At 69.9% G+C, this 24,541-nt stretch carries 17 protein-coding genes and 1 pseudogene; 5 read left to right on the top strand and 13 right to left on the bottom strand.

Going from position 1 to position 24,541, the window contains the following annotated elements; genetic code table 11:
- The first annotated feature begins 79 nt into the window (after window positions 1–79).
- Both FM051_RS07760 and FM051_RS07755 read left to right on the top strand, forming a co-directional pair.
- Window positions 80–970, top strand: coding sequence for an NmrA/HSCARG family protein (locus tag FM051_RS07760; RefSeq protein WP_158842184.1), 891 nt, complete (start codon window positions 80–82; stop codon window positions 968–970).
- A 67-nt stretch (window positions 971–1,037) separates the two neighbouring features.
- Window positions 1,038–2,609, top strand: a complete 1,572-nt coding sequence (locus FM051_RS07755) for an alanine/glycine:cation symporter family protein (protein WP_158842182.1) — start codon at window positions 1,038–1,040, stop codon at window positions 2,607–2,609.
- 51 nt (window positions 2,610–2,660) lie between these two features.
- Here FM051_RS07755 and cutA read toward each other — a convergent pair whose 3' ends face one another.
- From cutA to FM051_RS07725, 7 genes and pseudogenes are all read right to left on the bottom strand, one after another.
- Window positions 2,661–2,990 carry a divalent-cation tolerance protein CutA gene (cutA, locus tag FM051_RS07750; RefSeq protein ID WP_158842180.1) on the bottom strand — a complete coding sequence of 110 codons (330 nt, stop codon included), beginning with the start codon at window positions 2,988–2,990 and terminating at the stop codon, window positions 2,661–2,663.
- Window positions 2,991–3,255: 265 nt separating this feature from the next.
- Window positions 3,256–4,254, bottom strand: coding sequence for a LacI family DNA-binding transcriptional regulator (locus FM051_RS07745; protein ID WP_158842178.1), 999 nt, complete (start codon window positions 4,252–4,254; stop codon window positions 3,256–3,258).
- Window position 4,255: 1 nt separating this feature from the next.
- On the bottom strand, window positions 4,256–6,817 hold the full coding sequence (locus FM051_RS07740; RefSeq protein WP_202918729.1) for a beta-glucosidase family protein: 2,562 nt from the start codon (window positions 6,815–6,817) through the stop codon (window positions 4,256–4,258).
- Window positions 6,818–7,092: 275 nt separating this feature from the next.
- Complete coding sequence (locus tag FM051_RS07735) at window positions 7,093–10,029, bottom strand: glycoside hydrolase family 48 protein (protein ID WP_158842176.1); 2,937 nt, start codon at window positions 10,027–10,029, stop codon at window positions 7,093–7,095.
- Window positions 10,030–10,147: 118 nt separating this feature from the next.
- A complete protein-coding gene (locus FM051_RS07730; RefSeq protein WP_158842174.1) occupies window positions 10,148–12,814 on the bottom strand; it encodes a glycoside hydrolase family 9 protein in 2,667 nt (888 codons plus the stop codon).
- A 214-nt stretch (window positions 12,815–13,028) separates the two neighbouring features.
- Entirely contained in the window at window positions 13,029–13,316 is a 288-nt protein-coding gene (locus FM051_RS51560; protein ID WP_274383520.1) for a cellulose binding domain-containing protein, read from the bottom strand.
- A gap of 60 nt (window positions 13,317–13,376) precedes the next feature.
- Window positions 13,377–15,212 (bottom strand): annotated as a pseudogene (locus FM051_RS07725) (glycoside hydrolase family 3 protein); the annotation flags it as partial.
- Window positions 15,213–15,668: 456 nt separating this feature from the next.
- Between FM051_RS07725 and FM051_RS07720 the strand changes: the two are divergent.
- The 3 genes from FM051_RS07720 (at window position 15,669) to FM051_RS07710 (ending at window position 17,867) form a co-directional block, all read left to right on the top strand.
- Window positions 15,669–17,093: a glycoside hydrolase family 6 protein gene (locus FM051_RS07720; protein ID WP_158842170.1), complete on the top strand. Its 1,425-nt coding sequence runs from the start codon at window positions 15,669–15,671 to the stop codon at window positions 17,091–17,093.
- Window positions 17,094–17,178: 85 nt separating this feature from the next.
- On the top strand, window positions 17,179–17,484 hold the full coding sequence (locus tag FM051_RS07715) for a hypothetical protein (RefSeq protein ID WP_158842168.1): 306 nt from the start codon (window positions 17,179–17,181) through the stop codon (window positions 17,482–17,484).
- The gene (locus FM051_RS07710) at window positions 17,481–17,867 is read left to right on the top strand and encodes a YchJ family protein (protein ID WP_158842166.1); all 387 of its coding nucleotides are present in this window, start codon (window positions 17,481–17,483) and stop codon (window positions 17,865–17,867) included. Before FM051_RS07715 ends, FM051_RS07710 begins: the two co-directional genes overlap by 4 nt.
- 149 nt (window positions 17,868–18,016) lie before the next feature.
- Here FM051_RS07710 and FM051_RS07705 read toward each other — a convergent pair whose 3' ends face one another.
- Genes FM051_RS07705 through FM051_RS07680 form a run of 6 tightly spaced genes read right to left on the bottom strand, consistent with a single transcriptional unit; the run spans window position 18,017 to window position 24,161 of the window.
- Window positions 18,017–19,111 carry an MCE family protein gene (locus tag FM051_RS07705; protein ID WP_158842164.1) on the bottom strand — a complete coding sequence of 365 codons (1,095 nt, stop codon included), beginning with the start codon at window positions 19,109–19,111 and terminating at the stop codon, window positions 18,017–18,019.
- Window positions 19,111–20,076 (bottom strand): MCE family protein, encoded by a 966-nt coding sequence (locus FM051_RS07700; RefSeq protein WP_158842162.1) that lies wholly within the window; start codon window positions 20,074–20,076, stop codon window positions 19,111–19,113. Before FM051_RS07700 ends, FM051_RS07705 begins: the two co-directional genes overlap by 1 nt.
- Window positions 20,073–21,095, bottom strand: a complete 1,023-nt coding sequence (locus tag FM051_RS07695; protein WP_158842161.1) for an MCE family protein — start codon at window positions 21,093–21,095, stop codon at window positions 20,073–20,075. Before FM051_RS07695 ends, FM051_RS07700 begins: the two co-directional genes overlap by 4 nt.
- Window positions 21,095–22,060: an MCE family protein gene (locus FM051_RS07690; RefSeq protein ID WP_158842159.1), complete on the bottom strand. Its 966-nt coding sequence runs from the start codon at window positions 22,058–22,060 to the stop codon at window positions 21,095–21,097. Before FM051_RS07690 ends, FM051_RS07695 begins: the two co-directional genes overlap by 1 nt.
- Complete coding sequence (locus FM051_RS07685) at window positions 22,057–23,073, bottom strand: MCE family protein (protein ID WP_158842157.1); 1,017 nt, start codon at window positions 23,071–23,073, stop codon at window positions 22,057–22,059. The genes FM051_RS07690 and FM051_RS07685 overlap by 4 nt, the downstream gene beginning before the upstream one ends.
- Window positions 23,070–24,161, bottom strand: coding sequence for an MCE family protein (locus FM051_RS07680; protein ID WP_158842155.1), 1,092 nt, complete (start codon window positions 24,159–24,161; stop codon window positions 23,070–23,072). The genes FM051_RS07685 and FM051_RS07680 overlap by 4 nt, the downstream gene beginning before the upstream one ends.
- Window positions 24,162–24,541: the final 380 nt, after the last annotated feature.

Below are 24,541 nucleotides of genomic sequence, written 5' to 3'. Positions count from 1 at the left end.
GCTGGACTAAGTGGGGTGGTCCCCCATATCGTACCGACCGACAAACGGGGGACCACCCCACTTATGTTCGAGGAGAACCGTGGACAAGACGATTGCGGTGGTGGGTGCGACCGGTCTCCAGGGCCGCGCGGTGACGAAGCGCCTGCTCGCGGACGGTTGGCAGGTGCGCGCGCTGACCCGTGACCCGGCGAGGGCGCAGTCTCCGGCGCCGCTCGTGCGGGCCGAGATGGAGGATGTGGACTCCCTGGTGGCCGCGATGGACGGCGCACACGGCGTGTTCAGCGTGCAGCCGACCGTCGGCTCACCCGGCACCGCGCCGGACTTCACCGCCGAGGACGAGGTCCGCTGGGGCGTCAACGTCGCCGAAGCCGCGCACCGGGCGGGTGTGGCGCACTTCGTCTTCAGCTCGGTCGCCGGCGCGGGCCGGCACTCCACCGAGGTGCTGCCGGTGAACGTCGTCAGCAAGCACCGGATCGAACGGCACGTCGCCGCGCTCGGACTGCCCGCCACCATCCTGCGCCCGGTGTCGTTCATGGAGAACTTCACCGGCGGCTACGCCCTCCAAGGCGGCGCGGTGTCCACCGGTCTGGCTCCGGAGGTCCCGCAGCAGATCATCGCGGTGGACGACGTCGCCGCGTTCGTCGCACTGGCCTTCGCCGACCCCGGCACGTGGATCGGCCGCGCGGCGGACATCGCGGGCGACGAGCTGACCCCGGTCGGGATCGCGTCGGCCGTCTCGACCGCGACCGGCCGGCCGATGCCGTACCGGCAGATCCCGATCGACCTGATCAGGCAGGTGAGCGAGGACTTCGCGCACGCCAACGAGTGGTTGAACGAGCGCGGCTACCGGGCCGACGTCGCGGCCACCCGCCGACTGCACCCGGGCCTGCTCGACCTGCGCACGTGGCTGGCGACCACCGGCGCCGCACAGATCACCGCGTTCCTGGATGCGCGGAACGCGGAGAGGTAAACCGAACCTCAAGGAATGGTCAAGTCCACCTTGTTCCGACGCACCGTATCCGGTCGACTACCCGACTATGACCACGAGTCCACCGTTGTCCCCACCACCGACCGCACTCGCCGCCGAGGGCGGCACGCTGTCCTCCGTCGAGGAAGCCATCAACAACGCGTTCACCCCCGTCTCCGAGGCCGTCTCGGGGTTCATCTTCGCGGAGATCACCGTCTTCGGCGTCACGTTCCCGTGGATCGTCGGCTGGCTGGTGCTGGCCGCCGCGATCTTCACCGCCTACTTCGGCGTCATCCAGCTCCGCGGCTTCGGCACGGCCCTCCGGATCGTGCGCGGCAAGCACAGCAGCCCGGACGACCCGGGCGAGATCACCCACTTCCAGGCGCTCAGCTCCGCCGTGTCGGGCACGGTCGGACTGGGCAACATCGCCGGTGTCGGCGTCGCGGTGACCATCGGCGGCGCGGGCGCCACGTTCTGGATGATCCTGGCCGGCCTGCTCGGCATGTGCACGAAGTTCGTCGAGTGCACGCTGGGCGTGAAGTACCGGGACGTGCACGAGGACGGATCCGTCTCCGGCGGTCCGATGCACTACCTGCGCAAGGGCCTCGCCGAGCGTTTCCCCAACCCGGCGGGACGCGGGATCGGCAAGGTGCTCGCCGTCGGCGCGGCGATCATGATCCTGTTCTTCGGGATCGCCGGCGGCAACATGTTCCAGGCCAACCAGACGTTCGCGCAGCTGCGCACGGTGACCGGCGGCGCGGACGGCGCGCTCGGCGGCGACGGCGCGGCGCTCGTGTTCGGGATCATCCTGGCCCTCGTGGTCGGCGCGGTCATCATCGGCGGCATCAAGTCCATCGGCCGGGTCACCGGCAAGCTGGTGCCCGCGATGGCGATCATCTACGTCACGGCGTGCCTCATCGTGATCCTGCTGAACATCACCACGATCCCGACCGCGATCGGCCAGATCGTCACGGGCGCGTTCAGCGCCGACAGCGTCGTGGGAGGGGCTGTCGGCGCGTTGATCGTCGGGTTCCAGCGGGCCGCGTTCTCCAACGAGGCGGGGCTGGGTTCGGCGTCCATCGCCCACTCCGCGGTGAAGACCCGCCGTCCGGTCACCGAGGGGTACGTGGCGCTGCTCGAACCCTTCATCGACACCGTGGTCATCTGCACGATGACCGCGCTGACGATCGTGGTCGCCCAGACCCAGTTCTGGAAGGACGCCCAGGCGACCGTCGCCGCGGGCGGGCCGCGTCCGGACGGCGTCACGGTGACGTCGGAATCCTTCGGCACCGTGCTGCCGTGGTTCCCGTACGTGCTGACCGTGGCCGTGGTGCTGTTCGCCGTGTCCACGATCATCACGTGGAGCTACTACGGCGAGAAGGCGTGGGTCTACCTGTTCGGCAAGAGCAAGGGCAGCGAAGCCGTCTACCGCGTGCTGTTCTGCGCGTTCACCGTGGTCGGCTCGGTGCTCACGCTGGGCAGCGTGCTCGACTTCGCCGACGCGGTGCTGTTCACGCTGGCGCTGTTCAACATCATCGGCCTGTACCTGCTCGCGCCGGTGGTGAAGCGGGAGCTGAAGGCGTTCCAGGCGTCGCTCGGCCAGGACCGCGCTCAGCGGGCGCCCGAGGTCGAGACCACGTGACCGGACGGGTGGCGGTCCGCAGGGGCGCGGGCCGCCACCCGGCTGGAGCGATCACGCCGACGGCCTGGTCTCCTCGGTGATCCACGCCAGGTAGTCGGTGTTGCCGCCGAGCACCGGCAGGGCCAGCACCTCCGGCACGTCATAGCCGTGGTTCGCCTTGACGAACTCGGTCAGCTCGTCCACCCGGTCGTAGGCGGTCTTGATCCAGAGCTGCCACTCGGGGTCGTCGTGCACCTCGCCGTCCCACCGGTAGACGCTGCGGATCGGGCTGCTGATCTGCACGCACGCCGCCAGGCGGGCCTCCACGATCGCCCGCGCCATGGTGCCTGCCGCGTCCTCGCTGTCGGTGGTGGTGATGACCACGACGTGGTTGTCGCTCATCCACCGGAGGCTAGCGGGACCAGGGCCGCGACGCCGTACCTCTCCAGCGTGACGGAACCGGCGCGCCGGGCACGTCGTCACGGTCACCGGTCAGGCCGACCCGCACCCGCACCGCGTCGGGGCCCACGCCTCGACGCGCACCACCTGGCGGCCGTCGCGCCAGTCGAGACCGCCAGTGATCTCGCGAAAGCCTATTCGGTGTCCCCTCCTGATGAGTCGAAGCGCTGAAGGGTGCGCGATGCCCCGCGGAACGGCACGCGGGGTGTCAGCGCGTCGTGCTCGCCCGTTCGGTGAGCCGTGGCGGCAACAACGTCAACGGGGGCGTCGGGGTCCGGTCCAGCTTGGCCATCAGCAGCGCCACCGCGTGGTGGCCCAACTGCTCGGCGGGCACGGCCACCGACGTCAACGGCGGCATCAGGCGCTCGGCCTGGTCGTCCGGGCATATCGCGATCACGGCCACGTCGTCGGGCACCTTGCGGCCCAGCGACCGCAGCACCTCGACCACGGACGGCAACGCGGCCTCGTTGTGCACCACCAGACCGGTCACCGCCGGGTGCCGTTCCAGTAAACCGGTGATGGCCACCCGCACCGACTCGTGGTCGGCCTCGGTGGGCAGGGTGGTCGACGAGACGCCGCGGCGCATCGCGGCCGCGCTGAACCCGGCCATGGTGCGGTGGGCGAACCCGGTGTCGCGCTGGTAGACCGCGCGCGGCGCGCCGACCAGTGCCACGTAGGTGTGCCCGAGGTCGGCCAGGTGGTCGACGCACCGCGAGCCCGCCTCGGCGAAGTCGAGGTCCACGCAGGTCAGGCCCGCTGCGTCGGCGGGGAAGCCGATGAGCACCGACGGCCGGTCCAGGTCCCGCAGCACCGGCACGCGCTCGTCGTGCATCTCCACGTCCATCACCAGCAGGCCGTCGACCTGTGCGCTCCCGGCGACCCGGCGCAGGCCCGCCGCGCCCTGGTCGGCGGTCACCAGCAGCACGTCGTGGTCGTGCCGGCGGGCCGCGTTGGCGACCGCGACGACGAACTGCATCAGCACCGGCATGTGCATGCCCTCGCGCATCGGCAGCACGAGCGCCAGCACGTTGGCGCGGTTGCTGGCCAGCGACCGGGCGCCCGCGTGCGGGTGGTAACCCAGCGCCCGCACGCTCGCCTCGACCCTGGCCTTGGTGGCCGTGGAGATCGAACGGCGGCCGGTCAGCACGTACGACACGGTGCTGGGCGCTACCCCGGCGTGCCGCGCGACATCGGCGATGGTGACCACGTCAGCGCACCTCCCCCACCCTTACGCCCGCCTCGTCCGCGATGAGCACGAGCGATGCGCCGGCGACCGAGATCTTGGTTCCCGGTGGCGCGGACCGGGGCTCGGGGGTCACGTCGTGGAAGGCGATCCACGCGCCGGCCCGGGTGAACACGACCTCGTCGTCCACCAGCCGCACGCCGTCGCAGTCGTCGAAGTCCAAGGCGCGCAGCACTCCCGTGCGCGGCGCGATGGTCTCCCCCGGCACGTTCACGACCAGCCGCGACCGGATGTCCCGCGACGAGGAGCCCGCGCACAACTCGTACCGCCCGGCCTCGACCACCCGGCGCCCGGTGGTGACGTCCCAGTGCCACAGCTGCTCAGCGGACAGTTCGACCACCGCGGTCTCACCGGGCGCGAGCCGCACCCGCTGGAACGACTGGAGCTTGCGCACCGGCTGCCGCACCCGCGAGTCCAACGCCGAGGAGTACAGCTGCACGACCTCCGTGCCCTCGACCTGCCCGGCGTTGGTGACCGACACCCTGGCCACGCCGTCGGACCACTCCAGCTCGGAGTACTCGAACGTGGTGTAGCCCAGCCCGTGGCCGAACGGGAACAGCGGCTCACCGGTGAAGTACAGGTAGGTGCTGCCCGCGCGGATGATGTCGTAGTCGAACATGTCCGGCAGGTCGGCGTCGGAGCGGTACCAGGTCTGGGTGAGCTTGCCCGACGGCGAGAACACCCCGAACAGCGCTTCCGCGACCGCCCGGCCCTGCTCCTGCCCGCCGTGTGCGGTCCACACGATGCCGGGCAGGTGCTCTTCCTCGCCGTCCAGCGCGTACGGGTAGCTGCTCACGAGCACCAGCACCGTCTTGGGGTTGGCCTCGCGGACCGCCCGCACCAGGTCCAGCGACGGCAGCCGCAGGGTGGTGCGGTCCTGGGTCTCCCGGCCGTTGATGTGCGGGTCGTTGCCCAGCACCAGCACGACGGCGTCGGCCTGGGCCGCCACCTCGACCGCCGACGCGATGCCGTCCACCACGCGTTCGATGGCGAAGGCTGTGACATCCAACCGGTTGCCCTGCACCGTTGCCGGATTGTCGGCTCCGCCGACGATGTTGTGCAGCACCACGCCCTGGTCGGTCGAGCGCGGCTCGAAGAGTTCGCGCACGTCCCACCCGCCCGGCATGACAGCGGTGGCGACGAGCGAGCCGTCCTCGGCCACACCGAGGAAGCGGCGGGACCCGACATCGCGCAACGTCCACACGCCGTCGCCCCAGTCGAAGCGGTCGAACAGCGCCCGCTCCCCCATGCCCACGACACCGCCGCGCACCCCGAGGTAACGGCCGTCCGCCGCGCGCAGCGCGATCCGGTCGACCCCCTCGGTGCAGGAGACGGAGGCGAACTCCTCCAGTCCCCTTCGGACGGTCACCTGGTACGGCAGGGTGCCGCTGTACCAGTCCTCGAACAGCGTGTCCGCGTGCGTGCCGATGACGGCGAGCTTCGTGCCGCGCTCGAACGGCAGCACGGAGTCGTTGCGCAGCAGCACGACGGCCTGCCGTGCGGCCTCCAACGCCAACTCGCCGTGCGTGCCGATCACGTCCGAGGTGATCGCGGCGTACGGGTTGTCCTCTGGTGGGTCGAACTCACCGAGCCGGAACCGCAGCGCGAGCACCCGGCCGACGGCCCGGTCCACCACGGACCACTCCAGCAGGCCGTCCTTGATCGCGGTGGTGACGCTCTCGATCATCAGCGTCGGGTCGGCGTCCTGGTCGGTGAAGCTGTCCAGACCCGCGTTGAGCAACGCCGCGTGCCCCTCGGCCTGGGTCGGCAGGTACGCCTGCAGACCGGCCACGTTCGACGGCGCGTAGGCGTCGCTGACGGCCGCGACGCCGTCCGGCGACCACGTCTGCAACTCCTGCTCCAGCAACGGGCTCAGGTGCGCGGGACGGCCGTTCACCAGGTTGTACGACGGCATCACGGCCACCGCCGCGCCCGTCTCGATAGGACCGCGGAAGCACGGCAACTCGTACTCGTGCAAGACCCTCGGCCGCAGGTCGGAGGAGGTGACGCAGCGGTCGTCCTCGTTGTTGTAGCCCAGGAAGTGCTTGAGCGTCGGCGCGGTGCGGAGGTAGCGCGGGTGGTCGCCACGCAGGCCGGTGGCGTAGGCCGTGCCCATCGCCGCGGTCAGCGTCGGGTCCTCGGAGTAGCCCTCCTCGTTGCGGCCCCAACGCGGGTCGCGCAGCGGGTTCACCACCGGCGCCCACGCGTTCAGCCCGTGCGCGACCGGATCCCGGTGGTGGAAGCCCCGAGCCTCGGTGCCGACGGCCTCGCCGACCCGCCGCACCAGCCCGGTGTCCCACGAGGACGCCAGCCCGACGGCCTGCGGGAACACCGTGGCCACACCCGACCAGGCGACGCCGTGCAGCGCCTCCATGCCGGTGTGGAACGCCGCCAACCCCAGTCTCGGCACGGCGGGCTGGTGCTGGTGCAGCAGCGCCACCTTCTCCTCGTCGGTCAGCCTGCCGAGCAGGTCGGTAACCCTGGCCTCGACCGGCAGACCCGGATCGCGGAACGGCAGCGGGTCCACGGCACACCTCTCGCGGTCGTCGAATTATTCGAATGTGCAGCTCACTGAATCGAATCGTTTCGATCGCTGCGAAAACGTCGCCGACCTGGGGGTCAGCGGGGCGGGGTGCCAGAAATGTGGCACAGCTCTCTCACCCGAGTCAACACCGAAGTTTCAAGGTTGTTTCATTCGCGACGTTGACGTCGAACGCGTTCGACTATCGAGACAATGCCGAACAGCGCGCCGAACACCCCCCTCACCACGTCGTGAGGGGGGTGCCGGCGACCTTCGGTGTCCTACCCGAACAGTTCCACGTGCAGCTGGAACGCCGTGGCGATCTCAGCCTGCGCCCAGAACCGGTGGTAGGTGAAGGTCGGCACTGGGCCGCCGTTCAGGTACGACTGCACCTTGGGCCATTCGGGGTCTTGCTTGAACATCGACCGGATGTCCACGAAGGACACGCCCGGACGGATCTGGTCACCGTTGGGCATGGTGCCCGACCAGCCCGTCGGGACGTACGGGCCCTCGCGCGTCGACGTGTTGTACGTGTCGTCGAAGCGGTTGTAGTCCGCACGCGTCTCCGGCACCGCGATGCCCTTGCTGTCCTGGTGCGCCAGCAGCGCCGTCAACAGGCCCTCACCGACGGTCTTCGCCTGGGCGTTGCCCGACTCGGCCGCGTAGTTGAGGAGCGTCTTGGCGTAGGACGCGGCGATGCCGACGTCCTGGCTGTGGTTGGCCACCGTGACGCGCAGGTTCGCGTTGGCACCGGGGTTGGTGGCGTTCCAGTTGTCCGGAGCGCCGGTCCAGGTCAGGTCGTTCGGGATCTGGAACTGGCCGCCGGTGCCGACGGTGGTGTTCGCGATGGCCCAGGGGACCCACTTGTCGAGGATCTTCTTGGCCGCGGCGTTGCCGGTCTTCTCGTACAGCGCGGCGGTGCGCTCCATCTGCCACGCCTGGAAGCCGAACCACCGGTTCGACGGCGGGTCGCGCCACACCGGGTGGGCGTCGTAGTACATGCCGTAGAAGGTCGGCGTGCCAGCGGGCGGCGCGCTGTAGGAACCCTCCCAGCTGTTCGTGACACCACCGGCGATGGCGCCGTCGGAGGACTGGAGCCACTGGAGCAGCTCCAGCTGCCGGGTCATCGACGTGGCCCAGTCCTGCTGGCCGGTCGCCGACTTCGGCTTCAGCGCGGGGACGTTCGCCAGCGCGTAGGCCGCCATCGGGTTCTGGTAGCCCTGGTGCGAGGCGCCGTCACCGATGCGCCACGCCCAACCGGCGGCCGTGTCGGTCGCGCCACCCCACGCGTAGTACCAGGACATCAGGTAGTGCGCGCTGTCCTTGCCGGTACCGGCCGGGCAGCTCGGGCTGGCGCAGTTGCCGATCTTCTTGAAGTACTTGTCGAACATGGCGTAGCGGAGGTAGTCGCCCATCTTCGCGGCCTTCTCCACCTCGGGCGCCACCTCGGTGCCCTTGCCCTGCTCGGTCGCCCACTCCTGCGCCAGCATGGCCACCTGCACCGCACGCGCGTCGGCGTCCGGGGCGTTGGTGTACTTCCACTGCTTGGCGTAGCTGGCGTCCTTGGTGAACAGGTCGAGGAAGCCGTTGGGGCCACCGTGCGCGAAGGTGTCGCAGGACGGCTGCGGGATGGTCTCCCACACCGACTCCGACGAACCGCGCTGGTAGGTGTTGATGTACGCGGGCAGCGCGTCGGACTCGTCGCCGCACCGGCCGAAGCCGTAGGTGTTGTCGACGTCGAGCAGCCAGTGCATGCCGTAGATGTCGCTGTTGCCGTACGCCGACCGCAGCTCGGCCGCGATCGGGTCGCGCCCCACCGCCACACCGGAGTCGAGCACCGACGGGTACTGGTCCATCCGCGGGTGCTCCGGGGCGTAGGTCGCGGGCTTGGACGCGTCGTACTTGTCGTTGGTCGGCTGGTCCGCCTTGGCCGGGATGATGTACTTCTCCATCGACGCCCAGGCCTTCTTGAACGGCGCCCAGTCACCCACGATCTTGCCGTAGCTGGCTTCCAGCCACAGGTAGTAGCTGAACGCCTCGGACGTGGTCTGGTGACCGTGGTCCGGCGCCTCCACCATCAGCGTCTCGATCGAGTGGTACGGCACCTTCAGCCCGTCGGAGAAGGTCCGGTAGTAGCCGCTCGCCGGGTCGTTGATCTTGGCGTACTGGTCGAGGAAGGCCTGCTCGAAGGGCGACGCGGTGTCGGAGATCTCCTTGACCTCGACCGTGGCCGCCGTGGCGCCGGTGGCGCTCGCGGTGAACGTGGCCGAGGCCAGGTCGCCGCCGTTGGCCGCCGAGGTGACCGTGACGTTCTGCTTGGTCGCCCAGTTGGCCGTGGTGAACGTCAGCGACGCGGGACCGGCCGTCAGGTCGGTGCTGCCCGCCGAACGCGCGACGACGACCGTCACCGACGAGGTGGGCGCGGTGGCCAGCGAGACGCCGAAGGTGTTGGTGCCACCCTGACGCACGCTCAGCGACGGCGGACTCACCTGGACCGCCTGGCCCGCGATCACCCGGACGCCGACAGCCGTGGAAGCTCCCACGCCGCCCTTGTCGTCCGTCGCCCGCGCGACGAGGGTGTGCTCACCGGCGGTCGCGCCGGTCCACGAACCGTTGTACGGGGCCGAGGTGTCGGTCGCGACGACCACGCCGTCGGCCAGGAAGTCGACCTTGGCGATGGTGCCGTCGGTGTCGGCCGCGGTGGCCGCCATCGGGATGGCCTGGCCGACCTGGAACGCCGTGCCCGAGGTCGGCGACGTCAGCGACGCCGTCGGGTCGGCGTTGACGTTCGGCCCGGTGCACCGCGTGCCGTTGAGCGCGAAGTCCGTCGGCGGCCGGTTCTGGCCGGTCCACGAGCCGTTGAAGCCGGGCGTGACGGTCGCGCCGGTGCCGAGGTTCGGCGCCCAACCCGGGGCCGCCACGGTCACACCGGCACCGCTCTGCGTGAACGTGCCGTTCCAGCCCGACTGCACGCGCTGGCCGTCCGGGAAGGTCCACGTGAGGCGCCAGTTGTTGACCGCGTCACCCTCGTTCCGGACGGAAACGCTGGCGCCGAAACCACCCTGCCACTGGTTCGTGATCTGGTAGTTGACCGTGCAAGCCACGGCCGCGTTCGCCACCGGCGCGACGAACGGCATAACACCCGCGGCGGTTGCCGCCGCGGCTATCAGCGCGAGTGGTCCGGTGCGCAACCGTCCCGCTCTGGTGCGGTACCTCATGCGTCCTCCTCCTGCACGGATCAGCCATTGATCCGCGAGCTTCAAAGGGCGGTGGCGGTGGGTTGGGGTCGGCACGGGACGCCTGGGCGCGCAGAACGCCCCGTGCCGAGTCCTGGTGCTAGGGCTCCACGCCCCAGGCGAGGGTGCCGCCGGTGTACGCGGTCACCCGGTCGAAATCGGTCAGCGTCGCGCTGACCCGGTAGCTGTGGTCGTCGGCCTGGTTGAAGGTGGACCAGTCGGACTTGGCCACCCGCAACTGGATGTCGCCGGTGCTCGCGCCCGCGGCGAGGGAGCCCGCGGTGAACGACACCTGGAGGTAGGAGTCCGCGCCGGGGCGCGCGTTCGGCAGCTTCACCACGGTGGCGCGCACGTTCGCGCAGCCGACCACCGCCCAGTCGCAGAACACCTGGTAGGTGGCGTTGGCCGTGTCACCGGTGAACCAGTACCTCGTGGTGATGGTGGACCGGTCCACCGCCGTGGTGCCGCGGTTGACTACGGCGAGAGTCGCGCCGATCTGGTTGGCGCTCGCCGAGCCGTTGCCGCGCTGCTGCACGGAGACCGCGCCTCCCGTGCCGCCGCCGTTGTCCGTGATGGTGAAGGAGATCGGCACGCTCGAAGCCGAACGGTTCCCGGCGGCGTCCCTGGCGCGCACCGAGAAGCTGTGCGTGCCCGGGGTGAGGCCGGTGAGCTGGAACGTCGGGGTGGCCGTGGCACCTGCGACCGTGCCGTCCGCCCGCAGCACGTCGTAGCCGGTCACCCCGACGTTGTCGGTGGAGGCCACCCAGCTGAGGGTGGCGCTGGTCGAGCCGAGGTTCGCGAGGCGCAGTCCGATCGGGACGGTCGGGGCCTCGCGGTCCTCGACGGCCGGTCCGGGCTCCTTGCCCCACAACACCCGGCCGTCCTGGGCGAGCACCAGGCGGTCGGTGAGCGCCACCGCGTTGCCGGTGCCCAGGCCTTCGTAGGACCAGTCGTTGGTCGGGTCCCACGTGCCGGCGCTGGTGATGCGGAACTGCACCTCGTGCCGGTGCGCGGACTGGCCGCCGGGGTAGGCGCCGGGGCACGGCACCTCGACGTAGTACACCGAACCGCTGTGCTGCTTGGGACCGCTGACCGTGCCGCACTGGTTGTAGTTCGTGGTGACGGTGATCTGGTCCGGCGTGGTGGTGCCGTCGAGGGTGAAGTAGTAGCGCAGCGACCCGTTGAACATGCGGGCGGGCCACGCGGTCTTGTTGAGGATGAACGACTTGATCTCGGTGAAGCCGGGCGCGCTCTGGTTGATCGAGGCCTGCACGGTCAGCTCGGGGCCGTCCGTGGTCTCGGCGACCGGGAAGTTGGTCAGCGGCGTGCCGCCGAACTCCTTGTACAGCCGGGCGAGCGCGCCGGTGAACGCGGCGTTGTAGTCGAGCGCGACCTCGTTGGCGACGTAGTCGCTGCGGTCGTCCTTGTACGCGTCGTTGTTCGTGCCGGGACCGCCGACCAGCGCGCCGTACAGGACGTGCCTGCTGGTCACGGGTTCCTGGATGGAGTCGGCCCACGCGCCGTGCGCGGTGCGGTGGTGCGGGTTGCGCGGCGGGTTGGCGCCGAAACCGACGACGTAGCTGGAGTTGCGCGGGTTGTCGCCCAACGCGTAGTTGATCTGCCGCACGCCGAAGTCGTGGTAGGTGGTCGCCTTGGCGGCGTCGCGCTCGCGCAGCCAGTCGCTGTAGACCAGTGCGACGAACGCGGTGTTGGCCGCGTACCGCAGCGAGCCCCAGGTGTCGAGCACCGCCTGGCCGCCGGGCGAGTAGCGGACCCGGTTGCCGTTGTAGCCGACGGTCCAGAAGTCCAGCCACCGGTTGGCGTCGTTGACGTACTCGGTCTCGCCGGTGAGCTTTGCCAGCAGCACGTACGCGCCGTAGGACTTGTCGTCCCAGGCAATGGTCCACCGGTAGGACCGCGTGGTGCTCTGCGGTTCGGTGGACAGCTTCGCGTACTCCGCCTTGGCCTTGGCCAGGTAGCTCGCGTCACCGGTCGCGCGGTACAGCCAGATCGCGCCCCACACCAGCTCGTCCTGGTAGCCGCTGTGCGAGTTGTAGAAGTTGGCCGCGTCGGTGATGCAGGAGCTGTACTTGCCGCGGTAGGTGTCGGCGAAGCTGTAGAGCTGCTTGGCGTGCGTCAGCAGGGTCGCCGCGTAGGCCGGATCGGTCTGCTTGAACACCATCGAGGACGACGCCATCGCGGCGGCGTACTCGCCCGCGAGGTCCGAGCCGGGACAGGAGGCGTCCACTTTGTACGACGGGCGCGCCATCTGCATGACCTCGGCCGGTCCCCACCACGCGTGGTCCGGGTTGCCCGCGCCGACCTGCCCGTACACGACGTTCGGCGACGGGTGCGCCTTGATGATCCAGTCCGTGCCCCACTTGAGGTTCGACATCAGGTACCGCAGCTGGCCCGAGCCCTCGTACGCGTCGCGGTTCTCCACCGCGCCCCACGCCAGCATCGACAACGTGGACGCGAACGGGAGGCCGAACTTGACGTGGTCGCCCGCGTCGTAGAAGCCGCCCGACAGGTCCAGCCCCACGTCGCTGCCGTCGCGCAGCGCCGAGTCCCCACGCCAGTTCACCCGGTTGTCGGCGGGCAGGTCGCCGGACCGCTGGGCGTCGTAGAACCAGATCGACTTCTGCAGGGCCTCGCCGTAGTTGAACGCGGGCGCGGCCGTCGCGGACGGCTGGAACGGGGTCAGCGTCAACGCGCTGACCAGCACGGCCAGCGTGCCGGCCAGTGCTCCGGACATGCGTCGTCGCATGCGGCGCCTCCGAGGTGGCAGGGGGTGGAGGTTCTGGGAGCGCTCCCAGTCCGGGACTGTAACGGCAACGAAACACCGTGAAAAGAGGGGTCGACCACAAACGCTTGACAAATTCGCCCCAGACGCTCCCACCTGCTGGGCCGAACGTTGCCACGGGCTGCGCCGAATGACGCAGCGTGGGGGAGCGCTCCCAGAACGTGACCACGGCGCGGTCCTACCTCGCCAGGCAGGTCAGCTGCGGAATCGCCTCCCGACCGGAGGCGGCGTACCCGAAGGACCCCGAAGCTCCCGGTGCGAGGGCGCCGTTCCACCCGACGTCCTCCACCGACACCGAGTTGCCGTTCTGGATCAGCCTGCCGTTCCACGCGCTGTTGATCGTTTGGCCGTCGGGCTTGGTCCAGGTGACCGTCCAGCCGTTCATCCGGGTGGTGCCCTGGTTGGTGACCACGACCTCGGCCGAGAACCCGCCCTGCCAGGAGCCGGTGAGGCGGGCGGTGGCCACGCAGCCGGCGGGCGGCGGTGCCGTGGTGCTCGTCGTGCTCGTGGTTGTGGTCGGCGGGCTGTAGCTCAGCCCGTGGCCGAGCGGGTAGAGGGCGGCCTTGCCGTCACCGGCGTTGATCGGCTGCTGCGAACCGCTGTTCATCCAGGTCACGGGCAGTTTGCCGGTCGGGTTGTACGCACCGAAGAGCACGTCGGCCACGCCGCGCCCCTCGGTGCCGGGCAGCCACGAGGCGAGCAGCGCGTTCCAGTCGCCCACCTGGCTCGCGACGTCCATCGGACGTCCGGACACCAGCACGACGACCACCGGGATGCCCGCCGACCGGAGCCGGTTGATCGTCTCCAGGTCCTCGCGGTCCATGCCGAGCCCGTACGGCCGGTCGCCCTCGCCCTCGGCGTACGGGGTCTCCCCCACCACCGCGATGGCCGCCGTGTACGAGCCGTCCACGCCCGCGCCGTACCGGTCGTGGGTGACGGTCGCGCCGGACCCGACCAGGTCGCGGATGCCCTGGAGGATCGTGGTTCCGGGCGTGGTGCTGCCGCTGCCGCCCTGCCACGAGATCGTCCAGCCGCCGCTCTGGTAGCCGATGTTGTCGGCCGACTTGCCGGCCACGAAGTACTTGCCGGACTTGGCCAGCGGCAGCACGCCGTCGTTGCGCAGCAGCACCTGCGACTGCCGCACGGCCTGGCGGGCGAGGTCGCGGTGCGCCGCCGAGCCGACCGTCGAGGTGAGCGAGCGGTCGGTGAGCGGGCGTTCGAACAGGCCGAGTGCGAACTTCTTGGTCAGGATGCGGCGGTTGGCGTCGTCGATCCGGGCCGTCGTCACCCGCCCGGCCTGCACCTCGGCCTTGAGCAGGCTGGTGAACCGCCGGTAGTCGGTCGGGACCATGACCATGTCGATGCCCGCGTTGACCGCCGCGGCGACCTCGGCGCCGGTGAACCCGGCCGCGCCGTCGATCTGGTCGATGCCCGCCCAGTCGGAGACGACGAACCCGGTGAAGCCGAGTTCGGTCTTGAGCAGGTCGGTGATCAGGTAGCGGTGGCCGTGCGCCTTGACGCCGTTCCAGCTGCTGTAGGTGATCATCACCGAGCCGACGCCCCGGTCCACCGCGGCCTTGAACGGCGGCAGGTGCACCGCGCGCAACTCCTGTTCGCCGATCTCGGTGTTGCCCTGGTCGTCACCGCCGGTCGTGCCGCCGTCGCCGATGTAGTGCTTGGCGGTGGCCAGCACGGAACTGGACGTGCCGCCGAGCGTCGCGCCCTGGAGGCCGTCGACGTAGGTGGTCATCGCGGTCGGGATCTCGGGCACCTCGCCGAACGACTCGTAGGTGCGGCCCCAGCGGTCGTCGCGCGCCACGCACAGGCAGGGCGCGAAGTTCCAGTCGATGCCGGTGCCCGCGACCTCCTCGGCGGTGGCCGCGCCGATGCGCCTGACCAGCTCCGGGTCGCGGGTGGCGCCCAGGCCGATGTTGTGCGGGAAGATCGTCGCGCCGCGCACGTTGTTGTGCCCGTGCACCGCGTCCACGCCGTAGATCAGCGGGATGCCCAGCGGCGTGGACATCGCCGTGCGCTGGAAGTCGTCGTACATGTCGGCCCAGCTCTGGGCGGTGTTCGGGGTCGGCGCGGAGCCGCCGCCGGACAGCACCGAGCCGATCCGGTAGGTGGCGAGGTCGGAGACGGCGGCGAGCGCGCCGCGGTCGACCTGGGTCATCTGGCCGACCTTGTCGTCCAGCGACATGCGGGCGAGCAGTTGCTCGACCCTCGGGTCGGCTTGGGCCGCCACCTGTGCGGTGGCCACCGGTCGCAGGTGCGGGACCAGCACCGTGGCGGACAGGGCGACGGCGGCCAAGACGGCCGTGGTCACCGCCACCGCGACGGGTCGGGAGGGAGTTCGCGTCATTGCGTGGCCTCCGGGTCGAGGGTTCCGAGAGGGGCTGAGAGCGGGCCGGGAACGGGCCGGGAACGGCTGGGAGCGTTCCCAGGCTACGATTGTCCGTTTTTCTGCACCAGTAATGGGCTTTTCAGCCCATCACCGGTTCGACTTCCCGGCGTAATTCGACCCGTTTTTCGACATCAACTTCGAACCGCCGGTGACGCAGGTCTCATTCACCCTTTGAGAGCAGTCAGGCGACCAAATGTCGACGCACCGTCACGGACAGGCCGTTCACAGGCCTCGGCCCCGTCTCAACCACGGTTCGCCCGGCCATTTCTTCACAGAACGTGAGAAGCACCGGGACTCCTCCGCCGGTCGGACCCTCTTTTCCTCAACGTTTCCGACTGGCTACAGTCCTGCCATCTGGGAGCGCTCCCAGCCGAAGTCAGACCCCGTTGCACCGACGCTGCGAGGACACTTCAGATGCGAGCACACAATGCCCACGACCCCGGCCGTGACGAGCGGCGACCACGCGACAGGGCGAGGTTGGCCGCGGCGGGCGCACTCTCCGCCACGTTGGTCGCGAGCGCCGTCGCCCTGGTCATCGGCGGTGGCGCGACCACCGCGCAGGCGGCCGACTCGGCGTTCTACGTCGACCCGAACACCTCGGCGGCGAGGTGGGTGGCGCAGAACCCGAACGACTCGCGGGCCAGGGTGATCCGCGACCTGATCGCCAACACGCCGCAGGCGCGCTGGTACACCACGACCAACACGTCCGAGATCAGGGGCCAGGTCGACGCGTTCGTCGGCGCCGCGGCCGCAGCCGGGAAGATCCCGATCATGGTCGTCTACAACGTGCCCAACCGCGACTGCGGCGGCGCGAGCGGCGGCGGTGCGCCCTCGCACTCGGCGTACCGGGCGTGGATCGACCAGCTCGCGGCGGGTCTGGGCGGCCGTCCGGCGTCAATCGTCCTGGAGCCGGACGTGCTCCCGATCATGAGCAACTGCCAGACCCCGGCACAGCAGAACGAGACCAAGGCGTCGATGGCCTACGCGGGCAAGAAGCTCAAGGCCGGTTCGGCGCAGGCCAAGGTGTACTTCGACATCGGCCACTCGGCGTGGCTCACCCCGGCCGAGGCGGCCAACCGGCTGCGCGGCGCGGACATCGCCAACAGCGCCGACGGCATCGCCACCAACGTGTCGAACTACCGGCTCACCGGCGACGAACTCCAGTTCACCAAGGCCGTGCTGAACAACCTGGGCGACTCGCGGCTCAAGGCGGTCATCGACACCAGCCGCAACGGCAGGGGACCGTTGGGCGACGAGTGGTGCGACCCGCCCGGCCGGGGGATCGGCACGCCGAGCACGTCCAACACCGGCGATTCGCACGTCGACGCGTTCCTGTGGGTCAAACCGCCCGGCGAGGCGGACGGCTGCATCGCGGGCGCGGGCCAGTTCGTGCCGCAACGGGCGTACGACATGGCGATCAACGGAGTCGTGACCACCACCACCCCTCCGATCATCACCTCCACGAATAGCACCACATACACTCCCACGACCACTACCTCGGCCACGACGACCACCATTCCGTCTCCAGGGGACGGATGTCGGGTGACGCATCGCGTGACGAGCCGGTGGTCGGGCGGTTACTCCGGTGAGATCGTCATAGAGAACCGGGGTGCGTCGATCAACGGCTGGACCCTGACGTTCTCCGCGCCCGGAGTGACCGTTTCCCAGGGCTGGAACGGGACGTGGACCGACAGCGGCGACATCGTCCGCGTCGGCAACGCGGCCTGGAACGGCGTGCTCGCCACCGGTGGTACCGCGACCATCGGTTACAACGCGAGCTACAGCGGCAGCACCCCACCGTTCGCTTCTCCCACTTTGAACGGTGTGGCGTGCGGCTGACGCCGTAGCCGGCCCTCGAAGCGGCTCCCCTCCCCGACTCGCAGTCAACGGGAGGGGAGCCGCTTCCCTCTATATCCTTGTGGTCGTGACCGAACCGATGTCCGTGGCGCAGGGCGTCGCCCTGGCCCGCGACCCGGACGACGCGGTGCGCGAGGCGCTGTCGACGGACCCCGCCGCGCCCGCCGAGGCGTTGGCGCTGCTCGCCGACGACCCGCGCCCGGTGATCCGGGCGAACCTGCTCACCAACCCCGCCGTGCCCGCCGACCTGCGCTACCAGGTGCACGCGTCCCTGTCGGCGGAGGCCGCCGCCGGCGACCGCGAGGCGGAGAACGCGCTGGCCTGGGTGCGCTTCGACCGTTCCGGCCGCACCGCCTGCGACCGCCCGGAATGACCTCCACCACGAACCGCCGCTGCCCGTGCGGCCAGGGCGACCCGTACGAGACGTGCTGCGCCCCGTTCCACCAGGGCCGCCGCAAAGCCCCCACCGCCGAAGCCCTGATGCGCTCCCGCTACAGCGCCTTCGCCCTGGGCGACGAGGACTACCTCCTGGCCACCTGGCACCCGACCACCCGTCCGGCATCCCTGGACCTGGACCCGGACCAGCGCTGGACCCACCTGGAAATCCTGTCCCGAACCGACGGCACCCCCTTCCAGACCACCGGCACCGTGGAGTTCCGCGCCCACTACCGCTGGCAGGGCCAACGCGACGTCCTCCACGAAACCAGCCGCTTCGTCCGCGAAAACGGCACCTGGCTCTACCTCTCCCCCACCTGATCCTGCCCCCTGAACGCAGAACTCAGGGTTCCCGAACGTTCGACTCACGCCACCTGAGTGTTCGACTCTCGCGAGAGTCGAACGTTCAGAGCGCGAGAGTCGAACGTTCGGGAGGGGTGAGTTCTGCGTTCAGGTTCTGGGTTCGGGGGTTAGCGGGGGGCGTTTTGGGAGCCTCGGACGCCGGTGGCCGAGCCCTTGGGGAGGGTGCAGGAGGCGGCGGTGTTGAAGGGGCCGGGTGAGGTGTCCAGGCCGCTCTTGCGCGGTGTGGTCTCGTAGCCCGCGTGGCACGGTGGGGGCTCGAAGAAGGTCAGGGCCAGGCCGAACTGCGCCTGGCCGCTCGCCACCGTCGAAGCGCCCACCGACACGGCGTCCGGCACGGTCACCAGCACCTCCTCCAGCGCGCCCTGCCGGGTCACCAGGACGTCGGCCGTGGTCAGCAGGTTGGCCAGCACGATGCCGAGGTTCGGGCCGGACTCCCGCAGCAACGCGCTGACCTCGGACGCCGCCCCCGGTGCCGCCGTGATCAACCGCCGCAGGTCGCCGTCCGCCTCACGCAGCCGCGACGCCACCAGCAGAGCACTGTCCGCGAACGAGTTGATCGCGGCCGAGTGGTCCAACTGGGTCTGCAGCACCACCAGCGAATCGTTCAACAGGCGCGTGGTCTGCGGCAGGTGCGCACCCGCCGTCCCGATGAACTCGCTCGTCGCGTCCAGCAGCACCTGCAGGTCCGGCCCGGTCCCCCGCAACGCCTTGTCCAGCTCGTCCACGACCGTGCGCAACGACTCCACCGGCACCGAACGCGCCAGGTCGTCGAGGCTGGTCAGCACCTGTTCCACCGGCAACGGCAGCTTGGTCTGCGACCGCGGGATCACCGACCCGTCCGACAGGTACGGTCCGCCGTTCCCGCGCGGCCGCAGGTCGACGTACTGCTCGCCCACCGCCGACCGGTTGGCGACCACGGCCTCCAGATCCGTCGGGATCTGCGGCGCGCCGGCCCCGATGCGCAACTCGACCTCGACCTGGCCGTCACCCAACCGGATCGGCCCGATCCGCCCCACCGGCACACCCCGGTACGTCACCTCACCACCGGTGAACAACCCACCGGTCCGCGCCAGCTCCAGCTTCACCACGTACCCGTCGTCCACGACCACGAGCCCCACGTACCTCGCGCTCACGTAACTGACGCCGAGCAGCGCGATGACCGCGAACAGCGCGATCTGCAACCTGATCCGCCGGGTGATCATCAACGCCCTCCGGGCTTCAGGGTCAGGTACGTGTTGAGGTAGTCGCCCTTCACGCCGTCCAGCACCGCGTCGGTGAACGGGAACGTCAGCAGCAGTTCCAGCGACTGCGGCAGGTTCTGCCCGGACTCGGCCAGCCGCCGCAACGTCGGCTCCAACGCCCGCAGGTCGGCCACCAGGTCGTCCCGGCTCCGGTTCACCGTGTCCACCGCGACGTCGGACAGGTCGCGCAACGCGTTCAGCAGCCCGACCAGCTGCCCGCGCTGCTCGTGCAACACCCGCAGCCCCGGCTCCAGCCCGTCCAGCACCTCGCCGATGTCCGCCTTGCGCGCCTCCAACGACGACGCGAGCTTGTCCATCCCGTCCAGAGCACGCGTGATCTCACCCTTGTGCGAATCCAGAGCGCCCACAAATGAGTCCATAGTGGACAGAAGCGACTTCACCGCCGCCTCGTTGCCCGACAACGCCGCGCTCAGCTCCCGCGAGATGTCCTGGATCTGCGCGATCCCACCGCCGTTGAGCAGCATCGACAGCGCGCCGAACACCTCCTCGACCTCGGGGTTGCGGTTGGTCCGCGTCACCGGGATCACCGCGCCGTCCACCAACGGCGACGCCGACCGCTCGTCGGGCGCGGCCAGCTCCACGTACTTCTCACCCAGCAGGCTCGACTGCCGCAACCACGCGAACGCGTTGGCCGGCAGCAGGACGTCACCCCGCACCGCGACCCGCACCAACGCCGTCGAACCGTCCTCGGACAACGCGATGTCCTCCACCTTGCCCACCGGCACGTCGTCCACCTTCACCCCGGCGTGCGGCACGAGGTCGAGCACGTCGTCGAACTCCACGGTCACCCGGTACGGCCGGTCGCCCAGGTCCGCGCCGCCGGGCAGCGGCAGCTCGTACGCGCTCGGTATCGCCGAGCACCCGGTCAGCACCAGCACGAACCCCAGCGCGAGCAACCGCCTCACCGCGCACCTCCGGGCACGCCCAGGTCAGGCACGCTCAGCAGGTCGGCGACGAACTCGTTCAGGTTGGCCCGCGCGTTCAACGTCCCGGTCGCCGGGTCGTAGGCGTTCACCACGTTGTGCAGCGCGACCGGCGCCACCTCCAGCATCTCGGTCAACGACTGCTGTTGCTGCACCAGCGTTCCGGTCAGCACGGCGAGATCCTCCACACTGGACTTCACCCGGTCCCGGTTGTCGTGCACGAACCCCCGCACCTGCTCCAGAGCCGAGGCCAGCTCCCCCAACGCCGCACCGAGGTCGTCCCGTTCGGCGGCGAAGAACCCGGACACGTCGGCCAACTGGTCGGCCAGCCGACCCACCTGCTCGTCGTTCGCGGCGAGCATCGATGTGAAGGACTGGAGGTTGTCCACGGTCCCGAACAGGTCCTCCCGCGACCCGGCCAACGTCTTCGCCGCGTCCGCGAGCTGCCGGATCGACTCGTGCAGAGCGCCGCCGTTCCCGTCGAGGTTCGCCGCGCCCGTGCGCAGCAGGTCGGACAACGCGCCCTCGCGGTTGGCGCCGTTCGGGCCGAGCGCGGTCAGCAACGTGTCGAGGCTGGAGTACAGCTCGTCCAACTCGACCGTGCCGGCCGTGTGCACGCTCGTGATCACCGCACCGGGAGCGATCTTGTCGCCCCCGGTGTACACGGGCGTGAGCTGCACGTACCGGTCGGCCACGATGTTCGGCGACACGACGACGGCGCGGGCGTCCGCGGGCACGTCCACGTCGTGGTCCAACTCCAGGTCCACCCGCACCGCGCCGCCGTCGGGCAGCACGCCGACCACCCGGCCGACCTTCACCCCGAGCACCCGCACGTCCGACCCTTCGTACACGCCGACCGCCGCGGTGAAGTAGGCGGCGATCCGCGTCGACCCGGGCCGCAGGAAGATCCACCACACGGCGGCCGTCGCCACCAGCACCAGCGCCAACACCTGTGCCAACACCACGAACAGCCGCCGACGGCCCTGCGTCCGGATGAACATCAGCGGCCTCCCGGCGAGCAGTCGCGCCGCGCGCCGGGCTCCACCACGAGCCCGCACACGTAGGTGTCGATCCACTCGCCGTTGCCCAGGGAGTTGTTCAGCAGCCGGTAGTAGGGCCCGGCCGACGCGAGGCCCCGGTTCAGCGCGTCCTGGTTGTTCCGCAGCACGTCGGTGACGCGTTCCAGCTGTTCCAACGCGGGCCGCAGCTGCTCGTTGTTGTCCGCCACGAGCCCGGACAGCTGCTTGGACAGCTCCCGCGTCCCGTCCAGGAGCTTGCTGATCGCGTCACGGCGGTGCCCGATCTCCTCCAGCAGCAGGTTGCCGTCGGTGATGAGCGCGGCGAAGTCGTTGTTCCGGTCGGCCAACGCGCGGCTGACCTGGTTCGCGCCCTTGACCAGCGACGCCAGCTGCTCGTCACGCGAGGAAATGGTCTTCGACAGCGACGACAGCCCCTCCAACGCCTGCTTCACGTGCTGCGGCGAGTCGCGGAACGTGTCCGACAGCACCTGGAAGCTCTCCGCCAGCTGCTCGGTGTCGATCGCGCCGACCGTGGTCGACAGATCGCTGAACGCCTCGATCACGTCGTACGGCGAGGTGGTGCGCTCCAACGGGATGGTGTCGGTGAGCGGGTCGCGGCCCTCGGAGTCCAGCGCCAGGTACTTCTGCCCGAGCAGGGTCTTGATCCGGATCTCGGCACGGCTGCGGTCGCCCAGTTCCACGCCGCTGACCCGGAACGCCACCCGCACCTTGCCCTCGTGCAGCTCGACGTCCGTCACCTGGCCCACCTTCAGGCCCGCGACGCGGACCTCGTCGTCCACGCGCAGGCCGGCCGCCTCGGTGAACTCGGCGGTGTGCCTGACACCGCCGCCGAAGAACGGCAGGTCCTCCAGGAAGAAGGCGAGCAGGGCGGTGAGCGCGATGACCAGGAGCCCGACGGCTCCCAGCAGCGCCGGTCTGCGCGTCATCGGTGACACCTCGATTCGGTGACGGGGATGCCCACCGGTGGTCCGCCGGGCGCGGGCGGTGCGTCCGAGGAGGCGAAGCACAGGTAGAAGTTGAGCCAGGAGCCGTAGGACGCGGTGCGGCCGATGGCCTCGAACTTCACCGGCAGGTTCCGGATGAACGGCTCCAGTTCGGGCGCGTTGCCGAGGTTGCCCGCGAGCAGCCCGAGCGCGGCGATGTCGTCCTTCAACGGCTGCCGGCCCTGCTCCAGCAGCGACGCCGTGCTGTCGCTCAACGCCGCCAGGCCGGTGATGGCGTTGCCGATCGGCTGCCGGTCGGCGGCGAACCCGGACACCAACTGCCGCATCGAGGTGAGCAGCGAGCCGAACCGGTCGTCACGCGAGTTGACCGTCTCCAGCACCGCGTTCAGGTTGTCCACGACCTTGCCGATGACGTCGTCCTTGGCGGCCAACGTGGAGGTGAGCGACGCGGTGTGCGCGAGCAGGCTCTCCATCGTGCCGCCCTCGCCTTGCAGCACCTGGACGATCTCGTAGGACAGCTTGTTGACGTCCTCCGGGTTCAGCGCCTGGAACAGCGGCTTGAACCCGTTGAACAGGGTGGTCAGGTCGAGCGCCGGGCTGGTCCGCTCGACCGGGATGAGGCCGCCGTGCGGCAGTTTCGCGCCGATCCGCCCGGCGGGCTGCTCCAGCGCGACGTACCGCTGGCCGACCAGGTTGCGGTACTTGATGGTCGCGGTGACGTCGGCGGACAGCGACCGGCCGTCGGCGACCGAGAACCCGACGTCCACCAGCTCGTCGTCGACCAGCTCCAGCGACTCGACCTGGCCGACCTTCACCCCGGACATCCGCACGTCGTCGCCCTCGGCCAACGCCGTGACGTCGGTGAACCGGGCCTTGTAGGTGGCCGTCGTGCCGACCTGGCTGCCCGCGATGGTCGCCACCAGGAACCCGGTCGCGACCACCGTGACCACGACGAAGACCAGGAACTTGATCAACGGCGCGGCGATGTTCCTCATTCGACCCCCATCAGCAGGCCCGCCCAGTCCGGCACCTGGTCCGGCGCGACGGCGTTGACCGGGCCGGCCGGGCAGTGCGGCGCGCCGCCACCGCGGTTGACCGGGTCGTCGCGGCCGGGCACGTACGCCTCCGCCGGCGGCACGACGGTGATCTGCGCGTGCAGGCCGGGCTGGTCGGTGCCCTTGCCGAGCGCCTGGTCCATCCGCGGGCGCAGGGCGTTGACCGCGCTCAGCACGCACGGGAACTCGGGCGAGTAGGTGGCGAACAGCTCGACCGTCGGCCGGGCCCGGTCGGACAGCGCGACCAGCGTCTCGCCGTTGCCGCGGACGAACCCGGTCAGGTCGGCGGCCGCGGTGGTGAGGCTGGTGTAGACGGCGTCGAGGTTCGCGCGCTGCTCGGCGATCGTGCGGCTGACCGAGGTCGCGTCCTTCAACGCCCGCACCAGGTCCGGGCCTGCGTCGGCGTACACGCCGGTGACGTCGGCGAACTTGGTGATGTCCTGCTTGAGCACGGGCAGCTGCGGGTTCAACTCGCGCAGGTACGCGTCGAGTTCCACGATCGTCTGGCCCAGCGTCAGGCCGCGCCCGTCCAACGCCTGCGCCATCGACGTCAGCGCGGACGAGAGCTTGTCCGGCCGCACCGCCTGGAGGGTCGGCAGCAGGTCGCTGAGCACCCGTTCCAGCTCGATCGCGCCGGACGTGCGGTCCTGCTCGATCACGTCGCCCTCGTCGAGCGCGCCGGTCGGGTCCTCCGGGAGTTCCAGGCTGACGAACCGTTCCCCGAACAGCGTTTTCGGCAGCAGCCGGGCGGACACGTTCGCCGGGATGCGGCCGACCTGGTCCGGGTGCAGGCCGAGTTCGAGTTCGGCGCCGTCACCGTGCGAGCGGATCGCCTTCACCTCGCCCACCAGCACACCGAGCAGCTTCACGTCCGACTCGGACTGGAGCTGGTTGCCGACGTGGTCGGTGCGCAGCAGCACGGTCACCCGAGTGGTGAACACCTTCTGGTACGCGGCGATGGACAAACCGCAGAGCGCGACCAGAAGGGCCGCGAACACCAGCCCGAGCAGGCGTCGGCGCAATGCCACGGGTATTCTCCGGGAAGGGTGTGTGAATGAGCCGGAAATAACATTACCGACGAGTACGTTACTAACGGATGTCCGACCGCACAAGCAGCCGAAAGGGCTTGTCAGGCGGGTGACAAAGATGGTCCGCGAAACACTCACCCAGATACGAAAACCCGGTTCCCCCTGGCGCGCCGACCGATCCGGCGGCTACCAATGTGTCCGTCGACGACAAATCGGGACGCACGTGTGCGGCCACTTGGGTGATGCCCGACTCGGCCTCGAACCCGCCTGCACCATCGGCCGTGCACGTGCCGTATCGGGCACTGGTGGACTGGTGGATGCACCGGTTGACCGCGTTCATGATCAAAAATACAGTGTTCGGAATCACACCCAATCGTTTG

This window comes from Saccharothrix deserti, from assembly GCF_009769385.1.
GTDB classification, from domain to species: Bacteria; Actinomycetota; Actinomycetes; order Mycobacteriales; family Pseudonocardiaceae; genus Actinosynnema; species Actinosynnema deserti.
The sequence above is the reverse complement of the archived record's forward strand: the minus strand, read 5'-3'. Positions and strand labels throughout refer to the sequence as shown.

What these genes read in the sequence shown, in the direction of transcription:
- FM051_RS07755 (WP_158842182.1), top strand. Translation starts at nt 1,038, where the DNA reads ATGACCACGAGTCCACCGTTGTCCCCACCACCGACCGCACTCGCCGCC.
- cutA (WP_158842180.1), bottom strand. Translation starts at nt 2,990, where the DNA reads ATGAGCGACAACCACGTCGTGGTCATCACCACCACCGACAGCGAGGAC.
- FM051_RS07735 (WP_158842176.1), bottom strand. Translation starts at nt 10,029, where the DNA reads ATGAGGTACCGCACCAGAGCGGGACGGTTGCGCACCGGACCACTCGCG.
- FM051_RS07730 (WP_158842174.1), bottom strand. Translation starts at nt 12,814, where the DNA reads ATGCGACGACGCATGTCCGGAGCACTGGCCGGCACGCTGGCCGTGCTG.
- FM051_RS07720 (WP_158842170.1), top strand. Translation starts at nt 15,669, where the DNA reads ATGCGAGCACACAATGCCCACGACCCCGGCCGTGACGAGCGGCGACCA.
- FM051_RS07710 (WP_158842166.1), top strand. Translation starts at nt 17,481, where the DNA reads ATGACCTCCACCACGAACCGCCGCTGCCCGTGCGGCCAGGGCGACCCG.
- FM051_RS07705 (WP_158842164.1), bottom strand. Translation starts at nt 19,111, where the DNA reads ATGATCACCCGGCGGATCAGGTTGCAGATCGCGCTGTTCGCGGTCATC.
- FM051_RS07695 (WP_158842161.1), bottom strand. Translation starts at nt 21,095, where the DNA reads ATGTTCATCCGGACGCAGGGCCGTCGGCGGCTGTTCGTGGTGTTGGCA.
- FM051_RS07690 (WP_158842159.1), bottom strand. Translation starts at nt 22,060, where the DNA reads ATGACGCGCAGACCGGCGCTGCTGGGAGCCGTCGGGCTCCTGGTCATC.
- FM051_RS07685 (WP_158842157.1), bottom strand. Translation starts at nt 23,073, where the DNA reads ATGAGGAACATCGCCGCGCCGTTGATCAAGTTCCTGGTCTTCGTCGTG.